We start from the raw sequence: 17,022 nt of genomic DNA, 5'->3' as shown, positions 1-17,022 counted from the left end.
CAATGCCGGTCGAGGTACCTGCCGAGAACCGTCCGCCATGCTGCTCGACCCCGCCCGCCTGGATCGTCCCGACACCGACATCCGGCACGAGCCGTTCTCGTTCATGATCGCCCACGGCCAACTGCCCGACGAAGCCCGGGCCGACCTGGACCGCGACTTCCCCCAGTATTCCAGCGCAGGGTTCTTCCCTTACGACGCCGGCGACTGCGGCCCCTCGGTGAACGAACTGGTCGAACAGATGACCTCCCGGGCGTTCTCCTCGGCCATCGGCCGCCACCTGGGCATTCCCGGACTGGAAAACTACCCCACCCTGGTCACCCTCTGCCGCCTGCTCAATCGCCGCCACGGCACCATCCACACGGACAGCAAGTCGAAGATCGCCACGGCGCTCATCTACCTCAATCCGATGTGGCCGGACACCAGCGACGGCTGCCTGCGCTTCCTCAACGCCATCGACAACATCGACGACACGGTGATCCCCGAGTTGAAGCCGCTCTATGGCGAGTTCGCGGTGTTCAAGCGTGCCGACAATTCCTTCCACGGCCACCTGCCCTACGAGGGCGAGCGCCGGGTAATCCAGGTGGCGTGGCTCACCTCCGAGGAAGAGAAGAACCGCAAGACCAAGCGGGGCAAGTTCTCCCGGGCGTTCAAGAAGATTTTCGGCAAGCTCGATCGCAAGGTGGGGGCGGATCGGGATCGCAATGCCTCGCACCGCGATTGAAGGCATCGCTCCGCAGGGTTCGCCGACACGGTCGGCTCCCACCCCTTCGGTAGGAAACGACGTCGCTACCGAAGGGGTGGGAGCCGATCGTATCGGCGAATCGGCGCGCGAAGGGCTTATCGCGAGCCGAAGTACCACCCCACGAACACCGCAAACACCCCGTACAGCAACCCGATCGGCATCAGCCAGCGCGCCTCGACCGCCCCGCGCCGGAACATCGCCCATAGCGCGATCACGGCCACCATGGTGACGACACCCGCCACGATCAGCGGCGTATCGAACAACCAAGGCGTGGCGAACAGCGCCATCGAACTGGGAATGGTGGCCTGGATCATCATGGCGCCCGAAATGTTCGCCAGGGCCAGTCGCTCCTTGCCCTGGCGTACCCAGATCAGCGCATTGACCGTTTCCGGCAATTCCGTCGCCACCGGGCTCAGCACCAGCGCCACGATATGGGGCGAGAGGTGGAAGAAATCCCCGAAGGCTTCCAGCTGCCAGACGAAGGTGCGCGAGGCCACGGCGATCACCAGCAGGGCCAGGCCGGTCTGCAGCATCACCCAGCCCATCGGGGGACGCTCGTCACGCGGGCGAAAGCTCAGCGGCTCCAGTTCTTCGTCTTCCGGCGCGCTGGTGTCGTCGCGCATCTCGCGCCAGACGTAGAGCGCGTAAGCCAAGAGGAAAAGCACGCCCAGCCAGGGCTTCAAGGCGAAGGCCACGAGCCCCAGGCCCACTTTCACCACGAAGATGGCGAGAAACCATGACTGGTCGCGCGCGAGGCGCTGGTTATCCACCCGGATGCGCAAATCGGGGCGTTTCAAGCGCTTGCGGCCTGCATATAAAGCGAATCCGACCACGGCGTAGGCAATGGTCGCCAGCACCAGCGGCCCACCCAGGGCGGCTCCCACGCCGATGTCCCGCGCCTGGGGCGTCTTGCCGAACATCACCGCCACGAAGGTGACCGCGCTTTCGGGCAGGGCGGTACCGAAGGCGGCCAGGACCGTACCCGTGGCCGTGGCACCGAGGTTGAGCTTGCGCCCGAACCACTCCACGCCATTGACGAAATATTCGCAGGCGAAATAGATGGCCCCGGCGGACACCAGGAAAAGAAAGCATGTCAGCAGCATGGTTTCGCAATAGGCCGGGCGAGCGCGGTAAACCGATGGCACAACGACACCGCTCGCCCGGCCGGGTGAGCATGTCGAAGGCCAAAGGTCTCGCCGGGCCGGCGACGCACTCTCCACGCGTCGCTGCCGTTCGCGCCATGGGGCACAAGGCCACCAAGTCTGTTGACGCGAACTCCTCAGGGGGAAAGAGGATGGCTACTCCCCAATGACATCGGCGCGAATCCTAACATGGTTTCGAGGATGGGGCGAAATGGCTTCGCGATCCCCGAGTCGGCAGGAAATCTGCCACCGGAGGGTGGGAGCGGACCCTGTCCGCGGTGGGACCCTCAGACGTTCGCGGCGATGACGTCTTCGATGGTCCACGATCCCGGCGCGCGCCCCGCGATCCACGCGGCGGCCTCGATGGCCCCGCGGGCGAAAATCGATCGATCCGTGGCCCGGTGGCCAAGCTCGATCCGTTCGCCCTGCCCCATCAGCAACGCCTGGTGCTCGCCGACGATGTCGCCACCGCGCACCACGGCGAAACCGATGGTGCCGGCCTTACGCGCTCCGGGACGGCCCTCCCGGGCATACACGGCCAGTTCGTCGAGCGTGGCGCCACGACCGGCCGCTGCCGCATGGCCGAGCGCCAATGCCGTACCGGAGGGCGCGTCTTCCTTGCGATTGTGATGGGCTTCGACGATATCGAGATCCCAGCCCGGCAGCGCCGCGGCAGCTTCACGGAGGAGTCGCGTAAGCACGGCCACGCCGAGGCTGAAATTCGCGGCCCGCAATACGGCGATACGCTCGGCGGCGCGCGAAAGACGCTGTTCCAGATCCGCGGACAGCCCCGTGGTGCCGGTGACCAGTGCCGCGCCGCTCGCTTCGCACCGATCGAGCGCCAGGGCGAGGCCTTCCGGACCACTGAAGTCGACCCATACGTCGATGCCTTCGACATCGTTCCATTCGCTGAAGCGCACGGGCGAGACATCACCGTAGGCGGACTTGCCCAGATGAGCGGAGTGGGAAGAAACGACGGCGCCCACGAGTTCGAAGCGTCCATCGTCGCGCACGAGGTCGAGCAAGGCACGGCCCATTCGGCCGGAGGCGCCGCTGATGGCGAGGCGGATGGGGCGGGTCATGGGAGCCTTCCTGCGAGAAACGGGCGGCTATCGTAACAGCGCCGCTACGCGGGATCGCGGACAGGGTCCGCTCCCAGCCTCCGGTAGGAAACCTCACTACCGAAGGATGGGAGCGGACCCTGTCCGCGATGCTCCTCGTCAGGAGGTCACGCGCGACCAGAAGTCCTTGACGCCATCCATGAAGCTGTTCGAACGTGGCGTGTGCTTCGATGCCTCGTCGCCGACGAAGGTGGCTTCCAGCTGCTGCAGCAGTTCGCGCTGTTCCTTGGTCAACCGCACCGGCGTCTCGACCACCACCGTGCAGATGAGATCGCCCGTGCGACCGCCACGCACGGACTTCACGCCACGGCCGCGCAGGCGGAACTGATGGCCGGTCTGCGTTTCCGGCGGCACGCTCACGGCGATTTCGCCTTCGAGCGTCGGCACCATCAGGTCGGTTCCGAGCGCGGCTTGCGCGAATCGGATGGGCATCTCGCAATAGAGGTCGCTGCCGTCGCGCTGGAAGATCGCGTGTTCGCGCACGCGCACTTCCACGTAGAGATCGCCCGCCGGCGAGCCGGCCGGACCGGCTTCGCCCTGCCCGGTGAGGCGGATACGGTCGCCGTTGTCCACGCCGGCCGGGATGCGCACCGAGAGCGTGCGCTCCTCCTCGATACGGCCTTCGCCGTGGCATTTCTTGCAGGGCTTGTCGATCTTCTGGCCCGAGCCGTGGCAGGTCGGGCAGGCCTGCTGGATGGAGAAGATGCCGTTCTGCATGCGCACGCGGCCATGGCCGGCGCAGGTGGAACAGGTGGAGACCTTACCGTCTTCCGAACCCGAACCGTTGCAGTGGTGGCAGTTGACCTGGGTGGGGATGTCGATCTTCTTCTCGACGCCGAACACGGCCTCTTCGAGGTCGAGGTCCATCATGTAGCGCAGGTCGGCACCGCGACGCGCGCGCTGGCGCCCGCCACCGCCGCCGAAGATGTCGCCGAAGATATCGCCGAAAATGTCGCCCACGTCGCCGAAACCGGCACCGCCACCGCGGCCGAAACCGCCGCCCTCGAAGGCCGCATGGCCGTACTGATCGTACGCCGCGCGCTTCTGCGCGTCGGAGAGTACGTCGTAGGCCTCCTTGGCCTCCTTGAATTTCTCGATCGCCTCCGGGTCGTCCGGATTGCGGTCGGGGTGGTACTTCATCGCGACGCGGCGAAAGGTCTTCTTGAGGTCGCCCTCGGTCACGGTGCGTTCGACGCCGAGAATTTCGTAGTAGTCGCGTTTGCTGCTCATGTCACGCTTGCTTCCCTGGACGGACGAACGCGCCGACGGCTTTCGCCTCGGCGCGTCCGCTCCGGTTGACCGTGGCGCGGATAGCGCCGTGGACATCCATCCACGCTATCCGCGCTCGCTAGGACGATTACTTCTTGTCGTCCTTGACTTCGGTGAACTCCGCATCGACCACGTCGTCGGGCTGGGCCGAACCGCCGCCCGGTGCCGACTGCTGCGCGGTATCCGAAGCGCCACCGTTCTGCGCCGCCGCGTAGAGCGCCTGGGCCACCTGCTCCAGGTTGGCGATCTTGGACTCGATGGCCATCTTGTCGTCGCCGTCCTTGACCTTTTCCAGTTCCGACACCGCGGCGTCGATGTTGGCCAGCTGCTCGGCCGGGATCTTGCCGCCGTGCTCCTTCAGCTGGCTGCGGGTGCCGTGGACGAGCTGGTCGGCCTTGTTGCGCACCTGCACGAGCTCGTGGAACTTCTTGTCTTCCTCGCGATTGGCTTCGGCATCGGCCACCATGCGCTGGATTTCTTCATCGGACAGGCCCGAACCGGCCTTGATCTCGATCTTCTGTTCCTTGCCGGTGTCCTTGTCCTTCGCCGAGACGTGCAGGATGCCGTTGGCGTCGATATCGAAGGTGACCTCGATCTGCGGCGTGCCGCGCGGCGCCGGGCGGATGCCCTGAAGGTCGAACTTGCCCAGCGACTTGTTGGCGTTGGCGCGCTCACGCTCGCCCTGCAGCACGTGCACGGTGACGGCCGTCTGGTTGTCGTCGGCGGTGGAGAACACCTGCGACGCCTTGGTCGGCACCGTGGTGTTCTTCTCGATGAGCTTGGTCATCACGCCGCCCATCGTCTCGATGCCGAGCGACAGCGGGGTGACGTCGAGCAGGAGGACGTCCTTCACCGAACCGCCCAGCACGCCACCCTGGATGGCGGCACCGACGGCCACGGCTTCATCCGGGTTGACGTCCTTGCGCGCTTCCTTGCCGAAGAAGTCCTTCACCGCTTCCTGCACCTTGGGCATGCGGGTCTGGCCACCGACGAGGATGACCTCGTGGATGTCGGATACGCGAAGGCCGGCGTCGTTGAGCGCGGTACGGCACGGCTCGATGGTGCCCTTGACCAGGTCTTCCACCAGCGACTCGAGCTTGGCGCGGGTGAGCTTGATGTTCAGGTGCTTCGGGCCCGAGGCGTCGGCAGTGACGTACGGCAGGTTGACGTCGGTCTGGTGCGACGAGGAGAGCTCGATCTTCGCGCGCTCGGCGGCGTCCTTCAGGCGCTGCAGGGCGAGCTGGTCCTGGCGCAGGTCGATGCCCTGCTCCTTCTTGAACTCCTCCACCAGGTAATCGATGACGCGGTTGTCGAAGTCTTCGCCGCCCAGGAAGGTGTTGCCGTTGGTGGCGAGCACCTCGAACTGCTTCTCGCCGTCGACGTTGGCGATCTCGATGATGGACACGTCGAACGTGCCGCCGCCGAGGTCGTACACGGCGATCTTGCGGTCCGCCGTGGAGCTCTTGTCGAGGCCGTACGCCAGCGCGGCCGCGGTGGGCTCGTTGATGATGCGCTTGACGTCGAGGCCGGCGATCTTGCCGGCGTCCTTGGTGGCCTGGCGCTGGCTGTCGTTGAAGTAGGCCGGCACGGTGATGACCGCTTCGGTCACCGACTCGCCGAGGAAGTCTTCGGCGGTCTTCTTCATCTTCATCAGCACCTTGGAGGAGATCTCCTGCGGCGCCATCTTCTTGCCGTCGGCCGTCTGCACCCAGGCGTCGCCGTTGTCATGCGCGACGATGCCGTAGGGAACGAGCTTGATGTCCTTCTGCACCTCGGCGTCGGTGAACTTGCGGCCGATGAGGCGCTTCACCGCGTAGAAGGTGTTCTTGGCGTTGGTGACGGCCTGGCGCTTGGCCGGCGCACCGACGAGGACTTCGTTGTCCTTGGTGAACGCGACGATGGACGGCGTGGTGCGATCGCCCTCGGCGTTCTCGATGACGCGAGCGGTCGTACCTTCCATCACTGCCACGCAGCTGTTGGTGGTACCGAGGTCGATGCCGATGATCTTGGCCATGTTCAAGTTGCTCCGAATATCAATGCGGCCCCCGCGGCCGCTGCTGTGATGAAAGTGGGGCTTCGCCCCATCGATTCAATGCCTTGTGAGATCGCCTCGACGCGCCTGGGGCGACGTCGGGCGCCTCGTTCGATCAGTTGTCGCGCACCACGGCGACGAGCGCCGGACGCAGCAGACGGTCGTTCAGCACGAAGCCCTTCTGGACCACGGCCACGACGGTGTTGGGTGCATGCTCGTTGGACTCGACCGCGCTGATCGCCTGGTGGTGATCGGGGTTGAACGGCTGGTGCAGCGGATCGACCACGGTAAGGCCATTGGCCTGTGTGACCTTCTCCAACTGCTTGAGCGTGAGCTCCAGGCCCTCGCGCAGCGTCTTCGCGTCGGCGTTCTCGTTGGCCAGGCCCAGCGCGATGCCGTCGTAGACCGGCAGCAACTCGCCCAGGAGCTTCTCGTTGGCGAAACGGCGGGCCTGGTCGAGGTCGCGCTGAAGGCGGCGGCGCTGGTTTTCGATCTCCGCCCGTTCGCGCAGCACGGTCTCGCGCGCCTGGGACAGCTCGGTCTCAAGGGCGCCCAGGCGGGCGGTCAAGGCCTCGAGGTCGGCATTCACGCCGTCGTCCGGGCCTTCAGCGGCCTGGCCCGGCGCGTGGGGATCGTTGTTTTGCATGTCTACTCCAAATGTCAGCTCACCGGCCCTCCCCGAGGAGGGCCGAACATTCGCGGGAAATAGTAAACCCGCCTCCCGGGGCGGTTTATGAGGTCGCCGCGGCGCGATTCAAGGCGTCGCTGAGCAGTCCGGCGGTGGCCTGCACCACCGGGATCACGCGCTCGTAGGCCATCCGGGTGGGCCCGATGACGCCGATGGCGCCCAGCATGCGGCCGTTGGTGCCGTAGGTGGCGGTCACGACGCTGCAACCGTCGAGGGCCGAAAAGCCCGATTCCTCGCCGATGAACAGGCGCACGCCGGGCGCCTTGACGCACATTTCCATCAGCTGCAGCAGCTCGCGCTTCTGCTGGAAGGCGTCGAAGAGGTCCCGAAGGCGGTCGATGTCGGCCAGCTCCGAGTACCCCATGAGATTGGTCTGCCCGCTCACGAGCACGTCGTCGGCGTCGTCGGCACCGAACGAGGCCGTGGCCAGCTCCACCACGCCGGAGAGCTGGCGGTTCAGCTCACCGCCCGCCGCGCGCAACTCCGCCGCCAGGTGGGCGCGGATGTCGGCCAGGCGAAACCCCGTGAAATGGGCGTTGAGGTAGTTGGCGGTGCGCTCCAGCTCGCCTGCCTCGACGGGCCGGGCCAGCTGGACCACGCGGTTCTGCACCTGGTTGTCGGAAAACACCAGCACCACGAGCACGCGGGCGTCGGGCAGGCTCACGAAATCGATATGGCGCAGGGGAAAATCGCCCTGGCGCGGGACGGTGACCACGCCGGCGAAGCGGGTCATGGCCGAGAGCAGGTTCGAGACGTTGCCCAGCAGGTCGCGCGTGGTGGTCTGGTGAGGCGGCAGGCCGCCCTGCAGGCGGGCCATGTCGTCGCGCGGCAGGGGCTTGAGCTCGAGCAGGCTGTCGACGAACAGGCGCAGGCCACGTGGCGTGGGGATGCGGCCGGCCGAGGTATGCGGCGACGCCACCAGGCCGGCCTCTTCGAGGTCGGCCATGATGTTGCGGATGGTGGCCGGGCTCACTTCCAGGCCCGACGACTTCGCCAGCGTGCGCGAGCCGACCGGCTCGCCGTCGGAGAGGTATTGGGAGATCAGGGTCCGCAGCAGCCGTCGCGCGCGAGCATCGATGTCGTGACCGGAAAACGGATTCATGCGCGTTGGAAGGGGCCGGAAGGGGTCTGAACGTCGCGCTATCAATAAGGTCTGGACCGTCAGCTTGCAAGTCTCGGCTTCTGCGACGCGCCTCCGGCTACAATCGGCGCGATTCCATCCCCCGCCCGGTGCCCATGCTCACCTCGCTCTACGTCCGTCAGTTCGCCGTCGTCGAAGAAGCCGAGATCGCCTTCGGTCCAGGGCTGACCGTGGTCAGCGGCGAAACCGGCGCGGGCAAGTCCCTCCTGGTCGATGCCCTGATGCTGCTGGCCGGTGCACGCGCCGACAGCGGCATGGTGCGCGCCGGCAGCGACCGCGCCGAGCTGGCCGCCGAATTCGACCTCACCGGCCTGCCCGAGGCGGCCGGCTGGTTGCGCCAGGAGGAGCTCGACGACGGCGACACCTGCCAGCTGCGCCGCGTGATCCGCGCCGAGGGCGGCACGCGCGGCTGGATCAACGGCCGGCCGGCCAGCGTGGCGCAGATGTCGGCGCTGGCGGCGCTCATCGTCGAGATCCACGGCCAGCACGAGCACCAGGCCCTGCTCTCGCGCCAGCACCAGATGACCCTGCTCGACGCCTATGCCGGCAACGAAGACCGCGTCGCCCGCGTGCGCGACCTCGCCCGCGCCTGGCGCGAGGCGGTCAATCGCATCCGTACGCTGTCCGGCGGCGACGATCGCGACCACCAGATCGACCTCCTCCGCCACGAGCTGGACGAACTCGATCGTTGGGCGCTCGCGCCCGCCGCGTTGGAAGAACTGGAGACCCAGCATCGCCGCCTCGCCAACGCCGGCCGCCTGGCCGAAGGCGCCAACGGCGTGGTGGAACTCCTCGACGGCGAAAGCGAATTCGCCATCGGCCGCGCCCTGCTTCGCGCGCACGCCGAGTTGTCGCGGCTGGCCGAGCTCGACGCCACGCTGGCGCCCACGCTCGAGCTGCTCGACAGCGCGCAGATCCAGGTGGGCGAAGCCGTGGACGGCCTGGGCCGTTACGCACAGGATGTCGAACTCGACCCCGAGCGCCTGGCCGAAGTGGACACCCATCTCACCCATCTGCACGACCTTTCGCGACGCTACCGCCTGCCCATCGAGGAGCTTTCGGCCAAGGCCGACGAGGTTCGCGAGCGCCTGACCGAACTCGAAGGCGCCGGCGACGCCCTGGAGCGCCTGGGGCGAGAGCGCGACCGTCTGCACGTCGACTACGACGCCGCCGCCGCCGAACTTTCGAAAGCCCGCATCGAAGCCGCCCAGCGCCTCGGCACCACCGTGGCGGGCCTCATGGGCGAACTCGGCATGGCCGGGGGACGCCTGGAGGTATCGCTCGAACCGGCCGAGGGCGACGAACCCGATCCGCAGGGCCGCGAGCGTTGCGAATTGCTGGTGAGCGCCAATCCCGGCCAACCGCCCCGCCCCCTGCGCAAGGTGGCCTCCGGTGGCGAACTGGCGCGCATCAGCCTTGCCATCGAAGTGGCGACGCTGGGCAACGACAACATCGGCTGCATGATCTTCGACGAGGTGGACACCGGCATCGGCGGCGCCGTGGCCGAAGTGGTGGGCCAGAAGTTGCGCGCCCTCGGCGACAAGGTGCAGGTGATGTGCGTCACCCATCTCCCCCAGGTGGCGGCCCAGGGCCATGCCCATCTTCGCGTATCCAAGGAAAGCGACGGCGAGGCGACCCGCACGCGCATCCAGACGCTGGATGCCAACGGCCGTCGCGACGAGCTGTCGCGCATGCTGGGCGGCGTGGAAATCACCAAGGAAACCCGGGCGCACGCGAAGAAGATGCTGGACCGCGCACAGGGCTGATCGCGGACAGAGTCCGCGAATGGACCTACCTCAGGCCCGGATCAGGCCGCGTTCCTGCGCCATCCGATAAAGATCAAGCTCCGACCCTGCATTGAGCTTGTTCATCACCGCCGCGCGATGGATATAGATCGTCTTCTGCCCGATCCCCAACTCGGCCGCCACCTGCTTGGGCGCACGCCCCGCCGCCAGCAACAGGAACACCTCTCGCTCGCGCGCCGTCAGGCGACTGATCGGATCGAGCTCGGTGGACGGCCGAGACGAGCGGCGCTCACGCAGGTCCGAACTCAGGTACTGCTCACCCGAAAGCACAGCACGCACGGCAGCCACCAGTTCCTCGGGGGCCACGCCCTTGGTGACGTACCCCCGCGCTCCCCTTCGCAGGGCCTCCGATACGTAAGGCTCGCCGTCGTGCATGCTCAGCACCACGATGCGCATGTCCGGCGCAATGCTCGCCAGATGCTCGATCAAGGGCAGGCCGCTGCCGTCCGGCAGCGAAAGATCCACCGCCACCAGGTCGGGGCGTTGCTGGGTCACCGCGTCGACGGCCTCGTCGGCGTTGCGTGCTTCGGCCACCACGTCGAGATCGGGCTCCAACTCGATGAGTCGCTTGAACCCTTCGCGAACGATGGCGTGGTCATCTACTAAGACGATTCTAGGCATGACGAGAATGTAACAGGCAAACCGCACGCGTGCGCATGGACAAAAGCCAGGGGCCGGAAAGGTGTCCCCCGCGTGTAACATCCCGGCATGCGACTACGCGTACTTTCCCGCTTCGCCGGCCCCCTGATCGCCATCGGCTATGCACTGGCCTGGATCATGTTGTGGCCGACGGAACAACCCTATTGGGTACTCCCCTTCGGCCTGCGCTTCGGCGCGTTGCTGCTGTTGCGCACGCGCGACTGGACCTGGGTGCTCGGCGCCGAGATCGCCGCCAGCGCGTTCTGCGAATGGCGCAGCGGCCTGCCCATCGGCGGCGCGGGCTTCGTGCTGGGCGACATGCCCGAACCCCTGATGGTCGCCGCTTGCCTCTGGCTCCTGCGACGAGCGCACCTGCACGCGAGCCTCAACACCCCGGAAGACGTGGCCCGGCTGCTGCTGTCGGCCATGGTCACCGCCACCGTGGCCACCGCCGGCAACGCGGCGATGATGGCCTCGCTGCATCCCGCCGCGCCGGTGGAGATGCTCGGCACCACCTTCGGCAGCGACCTCCTCGGCAACTACCTGGGCGTGCTGCTCGTGGTCCCGACGCTGATCCTGGTCTTCCGCGAGCGCCCCACCCGTGGCGCCCTCGCCGAACTGATGCTCGACGGCCTGCTGGTGATGCTGCCTTCGCTCGCCATCCTCGTCACCCTGGCCGAGTACTCGCCCCAGCCCCAGTTCGCACGCGTGCTCTCGCTGGCACCGGTACTCTTCTTCGCGTTTCGCCACGGTTGGCGCGGTGCGGGGCTGGTGCTGCTCATCACCAGCGTGGGCCTCAACGTGACCGAGGACATGATCGGTCGCGGCACCGCCTCGGCCGCCGCCCATCTGTTCCTCGCCGTGGCCGGCACCGGCACGCTGATGCTGGGGGCCGCCACCGACGCCCTGCGCCGCAGCAGCGAGCGTGTGGCCCAGCAGAACACCCACCTCGCCGCCGCCAACCAGCGGCTGGACCAGCTCGCCCGCCAGCTTCGCGACGCGGCCCGAGGCAACCTGCAGGCCGAGGAAAACCTGCGCCGGCACATGGCCGCCGAGCTTCACGACGAACTGGGCCAGAACCTCACCGCCATCCAGACCCATCTGAAGCTGGCCCAGAACCGCCTGGGCGACGCGGGGCTGGAAGACATCGGCCGCTCGATCAACGGCATCCTCGGCCACATGCGACGGGCGCTGCACCGCATGCTCGACAGCCTGCGACCTTCCGTGCTCGACGAATTCGGCCTGCTTCGCGCATTGGACGAGGGTCCCATCCGAGACATGCTCACGGCTGCGGGCATCCGCTACGTCACCGATCTGCGCGGCGAGCCTCGGCTGCTCGACGACGACACCCTGACCGCGATCTACCGCGTCGTACAGGAGAGCGCCACCAACGTGGTGCGCCATTCCGGAGCCCACGAGCTCAGGTTGCGGCTGCGCATCGGGCTGCGCGACAGCGGCCCCGTGGCCATCCTCGACATTCGTGACGACGGCGCAGGCTTGCCGTCAACGCCCCGCCCCGTGCGCACCGACGGCGGCGGCCGGGGCCTGCAGGGCATGAGCGACCGGATCACCGCCCTCGGCGGCCTGTTCAGAATCCGCCCGGAGCCCGTGGGGCTTCACCTGCGCGTGTTGCTGCGCAGCACAAGTGTCGGATCCCACATAGGAAATTTTCCAATACCGGGACAGTGAACGGTTCGTTACGATCCCATTATCGATGTGGGGGAGCCGCCGTCGAGAGACGGCGAGCCCGGGTCGGTCGTGGGGACGATCGACCTGATGAGGTGACAGGATGTCGCCTCGCCGACGGAACGTGGAACGCCGTGATTCCAGCGAGCAACTCGCGATTCACGAACCACGGATTCGCCGGACAAGCCGCTGGTGGACAGGAGTCCACCGGCGGCTTTTTTTATGGGGAAAGGAAAAGCCGAAGGTCGCGTCCGGCCCCCGCCCCTCGCCACGAAAAAAAGGCCCCGAAGGGCCTTTTCTCTTTCTATCTCAATCGATTAGCGACCTTTCTTCTTGGGACGCACATAGAGAACCAGGCTGTGGTCCTCGATGACGTACCCATGCCGCTCGGCGATCTCGTGCTGGAGGCGCTCGATCTCCTCGCTGATGAACTCGATGACCTTTCCGCTGTCGATGTCGATCATGTGGTCGTGGTGCTTGCCGCGGTCGAGCTCGTAGACGGCCTGGCCGCCCTCGAAGTTGTGCTTCATCACGATGCCGGCGGCTTCGAACTGGGTGAGCACCCGGTACACCGTGGCGAGCCCGATGTCCTCCTGGTGCGCAAGCAGGCGCTTGTAGATGTCTTCGGCCGTGAGGTGGCGTTCGTCCGCCTCCTCGAAGACCTGCAGGATCCGCATGCGCGGATGCGTGACTTTGAGGCCCGCCTTGCGGAGCTCTTTGGTTTCCTGGTCCATGTCTTTATAGACCCCTATCGCGGTGCCATCGGGCGCTTAGTGTATCATCGCAGGCTTCACGAACCGGACGTTACTACGCATGCAAAAGCTCATCCGCACGCTGGGTATGGCCCTGATGGCGACCGCCATCGCAGGCTGCGGCATCGTCTATACCCCCGACGTGCAGCAGGGCAACCTGCTCGACAAGAAAAACGTCGACCAGCTCCAGCCCGGCATGACCAAGCGTCAGGTCCTCGTGCTCCTGGGTACCCCCTCGGTGATCTCGCCCTTCGACGGCGACCGCTGGGACTACGTTTCCACGTTCTCCCACCGTGGCAAGCCCATGACTACCCGCACGCTCACCCTCACGTTCAACAACGACGTGCTGGTGCGCAGCGACGGTGACTTCTTCGCGCAGGACGCCCAGCAGCTGCTGAAGGACTCCAAGAAGTACAAGAACGACTCCGACCAGCTCAACGGCGACTCCAAGGGCGACAAGAACACCAGCGCCGACGACAAGAAGGACGACGGCGGCATCAACATCGGCGTGAGCGGCTCGTCCGACAAGAACTCGCCGGACGACAAGAAGTAAGTCGCCGCGCTACCGGACGGTGCGGAGCCGCTCGCCTCGGCGAGACGAGCGCCCACCGCTCCGGTCAGCCACCGATGGCCCGTCGCCTCCGCGCCTCCATCGGATCCAGGGTGAGGCTTCGGTAGATCTCCACCCGATCGCCCTCTTCGAGCACCCGGTCGGCCGCCACCTTCCTCGCGAAGACGCCCAACCGCCCCGGGTCGGGCACGACGCCGACAGGCAGGAGGGGCAAGGCCAGTTCCACGGCCGCCCACGCGGTACATCCGGCAGGTACGCGCAAGGCCACCACCGCCTGCCCTTCCGGCCCGGCATAAGCCACCTCGACGCCCAACTCAGCCATACTGGCGTCGCGCCTCGTCGCAGAAGTCATCGACCATGCGATTGGCCAATTGCTGAAAACCCATCTTGAGCACCGAACCGCCAAGGCCGGCATAGTCGAAATCCAGTTCCAGCGCGATCTTGCAGCCGACGTCGCCCAGGGCCTGGAAGGTAAACACCCCATCGAGCGAGCGGAGCGGCCCCTCCACGAACTTCATGGTGAGGCGCTCGGGGCGCTGCATGGTGTTGCGGGTGGTGAAGTGCTGGGTCATGCCGGCGAACTTGAGATCGAGCCGGGCCACCAGCACATCGTCGTTCCGCTCGGTGACGGTCGCGGCCGCACACCAGCCGAAGCGCTTTGGGTATGCTTCAACGTCATTCACGAGGTCGAACATCTGCGCGGGCGTGAAAGGCACGATCGCACTGCGGCGGATTTCAATCACGATATACCTCGTCTTCTTAGCCGGCCAACGGACCCGCCGGCCTTGTATCAGGGATCCGATCGACCGATTTTAACGGACATGGCAAAAGCGAAAGCAAAGGACACCGAAAAGGAACGTGGCGGCACGATCGCGCTGAACAAGCGCGCCCGCCACGAATACCACATCGACCAGCGCTACGAGGCTGGCATGGCCCTGCAGGGCTGGGAGCTGAAGGCGCTGCGCGCCGGCCGGATCAATTTCGGCGAGGGCTGCTACGCCATCATCGAGCATGGCGAGGTCTTCCTCGTGGGCGCGCAGATTCCTCCGCTCATGAGCGCCTCGACGCACGTGGTGGCCAACGAGCGGCGCACCCGCAAGCTGCTGCTCCACCGCGAGGAGATCGACCGGCTGATCGGCGCCGTGGAGCGCAAGGGCTACACCCTGGTGCCCACCGCCCTCTACTGGAAGAACAACAAGGTGAAGTGCGAAATCGGCGTGGCCAAGGGCAAGCAGGAGCACGACAAGCGAAATACCGACAAGGAACGCGAGTGGGCCATCGACAAGCAGCGCGTGATGCGTTCGCACAACCGCCTGGGCTGACCTGAACGGCCGGGCGGCGCCCATTGTGAGCGCCGTCCCCGGCCCATATACTGTGACAGGTAGTCACATTACGTTTTCCCCGGGGGTGTTTTGGTTTCGACGGGGGTAGTGCGATCTACTGGTGCATGCCGAGGGGGCAGCTTTCCTCGTTAAACCAGCGGCAAAACTCATAGTTGCCAATGACAACTACTACGGTGACAACTCGGTGGCTCTCGCCGCCTAAGCTGTCCGGCCCCTAAAAAAGGCCAAACCCCCGAACCGGTCTTGTGCTCATGCTCGCCGGTGTAGGGTCACTATCATGAGACCGCCGAAAGACCCTCCGTCTGTGGGTCTGACGCCAGATCAATCAGACATGTCCGACGATGCGCTTAGCACGCCGTGCTGTCGGCGGACGAGATCCAACGGTGAGCTAAGCATGTAGAGCTGGGGATTAAACGCCTTCGGACGCGGGTTCGACTCCCGCCACCTCCACCACTTCAGCAACGGATCAACATTAACTTGTTGATCCGTTTTGCTTTCTGGGTGCTGGAAACCTCGCTGATCGGTCCCTTCAAAGGTACGGTTTGAGGTACTGGTATGCCGAAAGCGTTCCTGCAAACCCTGTCGAGCGGCGTCTATGCACGCTATCTGGTTCCGGGCGTTCTGCAAGTCCATTGGAGTGCGCAATACATCGTCCGAGCCCTGGGTCAGCGCGGGGATGCAGCGCGCCTGGCGGCCGCTCAGCTCGCGTATGCTTCGGGCCGAGCGTTCGCTGCAGCCAGGGGGCAGCCGATGGACACGAAGAAACTCATCAAGGATGTGCTCGACGCGCACGAAGCCGGCAGCTTGCGCCATTACACCGTGGCGCACACGCCAGGCGGAGGCCTGTCCATTTCGGCCGTCGGTGCGGAGGATCATGCCCGGGCGATGGAGGCATGGCGGCCATGCAGCGCCTGGCACCGGCCGCGCCCTCTGTGCCGGCCGCGCCCTCTGTGCTGGTCGCCCCTGCCATACCGATCGCGCCGACGAAGCCGACCCTGCTGTTGAGCGCGGGAGTTGAGCTGTTCTTGAAGCAATTCGGGCAGAAGCGGCGCGCGGCGAGCAATGTACTTGACACCGGGCACACCCTGAAGGTCTTGGTCGGCGTGGTTGGGGACAAACCGCTTGCCGAAGTAGGCGTCCCGGAGATGGACGCCTTCCCCGATGCCATCGCGCACCTGCCCCCGAAACGCAACCAAGCGCTGAACAGCGCAAGCGGCTGCCCGACAAAAGCCTGCGCGTCGACGAGATCATCTTGCGCGGCGACCCACGGAGAAGCTACCCACGGATACCTTCAAGCGATTCGCTATGCTGTCTCACGCCGACGATGAGTGACCTTTCGTGGTGAAGGCGCCTTATGGATCCGCGACAGCGCGACCCGTACAAAGATGCTGCAAGTTCGTGTGAAAAAGTCCGGGAGCAGCGCGGTCAGGCTGCTGACTGGCAACCTACGACTCGGCCGACGTTATTGGCTGAGATTGGCGTTGACTGCAGCATCGACGATGGACTTGATGAAGCGCTCATCAATCACTTCTTTGGAAAACCAACGGCGATAGAACAACGGGCCAACTACCGATGCAACCAGATCGGCGTCGGGCTGATTCGGTTGTATTTCACCCCTGTCCTTGGCCTGTGCGATGACAGCGCGAAACGGCGCCATGAACGCATTATGCAGCTCGGCCTGCAGGGCGGCGATTTCCGAGTCACGTTCGGTCGCATCAATGATCGAAGGATAAACCGACGCCCATGTGGAGGTCTGAAGTTGATCCGCAAGGCCCGTGGCTAAAGCATGCAGGTCGGTGCGCAAGGTTCCCGTATCGGGCGGTGGATGGCCACTCCCCAGCCTGGAACAAGCGTCGATCAACAAAGCCGAGCGCGACGGCCAGTGGCGATAGATTGTCGTTTTCGCTACGCCGGAGACGCGGGACACTTCGTCAATGCTCACACCACTGATTCCGGTTTGGGTCAGCTGTCGGTAGACCTCTGCCAGAACGGCCGCTTTCGAACGCTCCACTCGCTTGTCCACAACCTGACTCACCGCGACCTCCCCTGTTGATATTTACACTACGATACCGTATCGTATCATAATAGCGC

17 protein-coding genes, 1 other RNA gene and 1 riboswitch are annotated in these 17,022 nt (G+C 65.7%); of the genes, 7 read left to right on the top strand and 11 right to left on the bottom strand.

Features of this window, described 5'->3' with window-relative positions; translation table 11 throughout:
- Positions 1-37 precede the first annotated feature (37 nt).
- Positions 38-721 carry a 2OG-Fe(II) oxygenase family protein gene (locus tag L2Y94_RS09035; RefSeq protein ID WP_247374492.1) on the top strand — a complete coding sequence of 228 codons (684 nt, stop codon included), beginning with the start codon at positions 38-40 and terminating at the stop codon, positions 719-721.
- A gap of 116 nt (positions 722-837) precedes the next feature.
- On the opposite strand, the gene L2Y94_RS09030 is transcribed toward L2Y94_RS09035, so the two are convergent.
- From L2Y94_RS09030 to hrcA, 6 genes are all read right to left on the bottom strand, one after another.
- Positions 838-1,845 carry a sodium:calcium antiporter gene (locus L2Y94_RS09030; RefSeq protein WP_247374491.1) on the bottom strand — a complete coding sequence of 336 codons (1,008 nt, stop codon included), beginning with the start codon at positions 1,843-1,845 and terminating at the stop codon, positions 838-840.
- 16 nt (positions 1,846-1,861) lie between these two features.
- Positions 1,862-2,061: riboswitch (yybP-ykoY riboswitch) on the bottom strand.
- A gap of 110 nt (positions 2,062-2,171) precedes the next feature.
- Positions 2,172-2,966 carry a 4-hydroxy-tetrahydrodipicolinate reductase gene (dapB, locus tag L2Y94_RS09025; RefSeq protein ID WP_247374489.1) on the bottom strand — a complete coding sequence of 265 codons (795 nt, stop codon included), beginning with the start codon at positions 2,964-2,966 and terminating at the stop codon, positions 2,172-2,174.
- Positions 2,967-3,104: 138 nt separating this feature from the next.
- A complete protein-coding gene (gene dnaJ / locus L2Y94_RS09020; RefSeq protein ID WP_247374486.1) occupies positions 3,105-4,235 on the bottom strand; it encodes a molecular chaperone DnaJ in 1,131 nt (376 codons plus the stop codon).
- 127 nt (positions 4,236-4,362) lie between these two features.
- The gene (gene dnaK / locus L2Y94_RS09015) at positions 4,363-6,288 is read right to left on the bottom strand and encodes a molecular chaperone DnaK (protein WP_247374483.1); all 1,926 of its coding nucleotides are present in this window, start codon (positions 6,286-6,288) and stop codon (positions 4,363-4,365) included.
- A gap of 133 nt (positions 6,289-6,421) precedes the next feature.
- Positions 6,422-6,952 carry a nucleotide exchange factor GrpE gene (grpE, locus tag L2Y94_RS09010; protein ID WP_247374480.1) on the bottom strand — a complete coding sequence of 177 codons (531 nt, stop codon included), beginning with the start codon at positions 6,950-6,952 and terminating at the stop codon, positions 6,422-6,424.
- Between the two features lie 85 nt (positions 6,953-7,037).
- Positions 7,038-8,096, bottom strand: coding sequence for a heat-inducible transcriptional repressor HrcA (gene hrcA, locus L2Y94_RS09005; protein ID WP_247374477.1), 1,059 nt, complete (start codon positions 8,094-8,096; stop codon positions 7,038-7,040).
- 134 nt (positions 8,097-8,230) lie between these two features.
- Here hrcA and recN point away from each other — a divergent pair, with 134 nt between their 5' ends.
- The gene (gene recN, locus L2Y94_RS09000; RefSeq protein ID WP_247374475.1) at positions 8,231-9,901 is read left to right on the top strand and encodes a DNA repair protein RecN; all 1,671 of its coding nucleotides are present in this window, start codon (positions 8,231-8,233) and stop codon (positions 9,899-9,901) included.
- A 30-nt stretch (positions 9,902-9,931) separates the two neighbouring features.
- On the opposite strand, the gene L2Y94_RS08995 is transcribed toward recN, so the two are convergent.
- Positions 9,932-10,561 carry a response regulator transcription factor gene (locus tag L2Y94_RS08995; protein WP_247374472.1) on the bottom strand — a complete coding sequence of 210 codons (630 nt, stop codon included), beginning with the start codon at positions 10,559-10,561 and terminating at the stop codon, positions 9,932-9,934.
- Positions 10,562-10,648: 87 nt separating this feature from the next.
- Here L2Y94_RS08995 and L2Y94_RS08990 point away from each other — a divergent pair, with 87 nt between their 5' ends.
- Positions 10,649-12,268 carry an MASE1 domain-containing sensor histidine kinase gene (locus tag L2Y94_RS08990; RefSeq protein ID WP_247374470.1) on the top strand — a complete coding sequence of 540 codons (1,620 nt, stop codon included), beginning with the start codon at positions 10,649-10,651 and terminating at the stop codon, positions 12,266-12,268.
- Positions 12,269-12,582: 314 nt separating this feature from the next.
- Here L2Y94_RS08990 and fur read toward each other — a convergent pair whose 3' ends face one another.
- Positions 12,583-12,999: a ferric iron uptake transcriptional regulator gene (gene fur / locus L2Y94_RS08985; RefSeq protein ID WP_144913716.1), complete on the bottom strand. Its 417-nt coding sequence runs from the start codon at positions 12,997-12,999 to the stop codon at positions 12,583-12,585.
- A gap of 79 nt (positions 13,000-13,078) precedes the next feature.
- On the opposite strand from fur, the gene L2Y94_RS08980 reads away from it, so the two are divergent.
- Complete coding sequence (locus L2Y94_RS08980) at positions 13,079-13,570, top strand: outer membrane protein assembly factor BamE (protein WP_247374469.1); 492 nt, start codon at positions 13,079-13,081, stop codon at positions 13,568-13,570.
- 64 nt (positions 13,571-13,634) lie between these two features.
- Here the strand turns inward: L2Y94_RS08980 and L2Y94_RS08975 are convergent, their stop codons facing one another.
- The gene (locus L2Y94_RS08975) at positions 13,635-13,910 is read right to left on the bottom strand and encodes an RnfH family protein (protein ID WP_247374467.1); all 276 of its coding nucleotides are present in this window, start codon (positions 13,908-13,910) and stop codon (positions 13,635-13,637) included.
- On the bottom strand, positions 13,903-14,331 hold the full coding sequence (locus tag L2Y94_RS08970; RefSeq protein WP_247374465.1) for a type II toxin-antitoxin system RatA family toxin: 429 nt from the start codon (positions 14,329-14,331) through the stop codon (positions 13,903-13,905). Before L2Y94_RS08970 ends, L2Y94_RS08975 begins: the two co-directional genes overlap by 8 nt.
- Positions 14,332-14,409: 78 nt before the next feature.
- Between L2Y94_RS08970 and smpB the strand changes: the two genes are divergently transcribed.
- The 3 genes from smpB to L2Y94_RS08955 all read left to right on the top strand — a co-directional run bounded on the left by smpB (position 14,410) and on the right by L2Y94_RS08955 (position 16,259).
- Positions 14,410-14,910 carry an SsrA-binding protein SmpB gene (gene smpB, locus L2Y94_RS08965; protein WP_247374463.1) on the top strand — a complete coding sequence of 167 codons (501 nt, stop codon included), beginning with the start codon at positions 14,410-14,412 and terminating at the stop codon, positions 14,908-14,910.
- Positions 14,911-14,991: 81 nt separating this feature from the next.
- Positions 14,992-15,384: a transfer-messenger RNA gene (ssrA, locus tag L2Y94_RS08960) on the top strand.
- A 449-nt stretch (positions 15,385-15,833) separates the two neighbouring features.
- On the top strand, positions 15,834-16,259 hold the full coding sequence (locus tag L2Y94_RS08955) for a hypothetical protein (protein WP_247374461.1): 426 nt from the start codon (positions 15,834-15,836) through the stop codon (positions 16,257-16,259).
- Positions 16,260-16,393: 134 nt separating this feature from the next.
- On the opposite strand, the gene L2Y94_RS08950 is transcribed toward L2Y94_RS08955, so the two are convergent.
- Positions 16,394-16,966 carry a TetR/AcrR family transcriptional regulator gene (locus L2Y94_RS08950; RefSeq protein WP_247374460.1) on the bottom strand — a complete coding sequence of 191 codons (573 nt, stop codon included), beginning with the start codon at positions 16,964-16,966 and terminating at the stop codon, positions 16,394-16,396.
- Positions 16,967-17,022: the final 56 nt, after the last annotated feature.

Origin of the sequence: Luteibacter aegosomatis, from assembly GCF_023078455.1 — a bacterium.
Taxonomy (GTDB): Bacteria; Pseudomonadota; Gammaproteobacteria; order Xanthomonadales; family Rhodanobacteraceae; genus Luteibacter; species Luteibacter aegosomatis.
The sequence above is the reverse complement of the archived record's forward strand: the minus strand, read 5'-3'. Positions and strand labels throughout refer to the sequence as shown.